Origin of the sequence: Paenalicyclobacillus macrosporangiidus, assembly GCF_900116805.1 — a bacterium.
Taxonomy (GTDB): Bacteria; Bacillota; Bacilli; order Alicyclobacillales; family Alicyclobacillaceae; genus Alicyclobacillus_H; species Alicyclobacillus_H macrosporangiidus.
Window position 1 is genome coordinate 1 of the sequence record NZ_FPBV01000082.1, and the last position, 1,489, is coordinate 1,489.

Sequence of the window (1,489 nt, forward strand, 5' to 3'; positions counted from 1 at the left end):
GGCCTTTGCCCTCGTCTATAAATTGCCATCGGTCGTCGGCCCGTCAAGGGCCGCTGTCGCTGAACCTACGGTTCCCCTTGACCGCTCCTCCTCCCTCTGGCTTGGGGGCAGTTACGGGCAAAGGCCCTGGATACGCACTGACGTGCGTCACACCCTCACGGGGCGTTTGGGCTCGAGCCCTGTTTCGATATGGCGGCGGTAGAACTCTGCCGGCGCCAGGTAATGTAAGCTTGAGTGCAGCCGGCGGTTGTTGTACCTGTCGACAAATTCCACGACCGCCTTGTACGCTTCGGCGTAGCTCTCGAACTCGTACATTGACAAACACTCGTCTTGGAGCAGCCTGTGGTACGCTTCAATGTGGGCGTTCATGTTCGGCGTCTTGGGCGGTATACGCTCGTGCAGGACGCTCCAGTGCTCACACTCCGCCTCGAACAAGTGGCTCACAAACTGAGGTCCATTGTCCGAACGGATGACCGGCATCGGTGCATCAGACTGAAGAATCCGACGATTCCACAGGGCCGTCCGAAAAGTCTCAACGGCATGCCTGGCTTCACAGGTAAGACCGATATGGTATCCCACAATCTGCCTGTCGTACACGTCGATGTAGGACAGAACAAAGAAGAAGCGGTCCTCTCCTGCGATGTATCCGTACTTCACATCGACCCCCCCAGAGCTGGTTTGGCGCCGTGATGGTGCGGTTCTATGCCAGTTTTCTCGGATGTCTCGGGTGGATTTTCCGTTGTGGGCGCAGGATACCCAGTTCCTTACACAGACGGTACACCTTCTTCTCGTTAATCACGAGCCCATGCTCTTGCCGGAGCATGTGGGTCAGCTTCCGATACCCATATGCATATCCATCACAAGCAATGAATTCCATAATCCATTCCTTGATCTGCTCATCACTGACCTTGCGCCCGTCTACAGTCAATGAATATCCAGGAATGGGCCGACCACCAGAGGTGGTATGTGGCTTTGGCTCGTGGGTCAATTGGTAATAATAAGTGGATCGAGAGACCCCCACTATGCGCAGCACGAGAGTAGCTCTATACCCGGCTGTGATCCACTTGTGCGCAATGGCTACTTTATCCGCAAGTGAGGGTTGGATTTTTTATCAGGTCACGCAAAATGGAAATTTCAAGGTCTTTTTCACCTAAAAGCTGCTTGAGATGGGCATTCTGTTTATCTAACTCACGGTTCTCCGCCACGAGCTGGGCGTGTTCCTGCTGGGTCACGTGGGTGGCGTTTCCTTTCGGACTGCTGCCCTGCATGGATTGGCCAGCCTTATACTGACGAACCCACCGGCTGACAAGATTCGGCCGGATGTTGTACTTCCGGGCAACAATGGAATTGTTGCCGGCGGCGATGGCCTGTTCGACGACCTGACGCTTGGACTCTGGAGTAAATTTCCGACGCTCCACTTGAACAACCTCCTGACCGGATGGTCTCATGGATTAGGGAGATTGTCCAATCCAATTTCGGGGCTTAAGAG

Annotated in this window: 3 protein-coding genes; all 3 read right to left on the reverse strand. The window is 54.5% G+C overall.

Annotation, left to right across the window (positions count from 1 at the left end):
- Positions 1–147 precede the first annotated feature (147 nt).
- From BM357_RS18745 to BM357_RS18750, 3 genes are read right to left on the reverse strand one after another with little or no spacing between them, the layout of a single operon-like run.
- Positions 148–657 carry an integrase core domain-containing protein gene (locus tag BM357_RS18745; protein WP_083430699.1) on the reverse strand — a complete coding sequence of 170 codons (510 nt, stop codon included), beginning with the start codon at positions 655–657 and terminating at the stop codon, positions 148–150.
- A gap of 43 nt (positions 658–700) precedes the next feature.
- Positions 701–1,033 carry an IS3 family transposase gene (locus BM357_RS20865; RefSeq protein ID WP_139234819.1) on the reverse strand — a complete coding sequence of 111 codons (333 nt, stop codon included), beginning with the start codon at positions 1,031–1,033 and terminating at the stop codon, positions 701–703.
- A 49-nt stretch (positions 1,034–1,082) separates the two neighbouring features.
- On the reverse strand, positions 1,083–1,418 hold the full coding sequence (locus BM357_RS18750; protein WP_074956925.1) for a transposase: 336 nt from the start codon (positions 1,416–1,418) through the stop codon (positions 1,083–1,085).
- Positions 1,419–1,489: the final 71 nt, after the last annotated feature.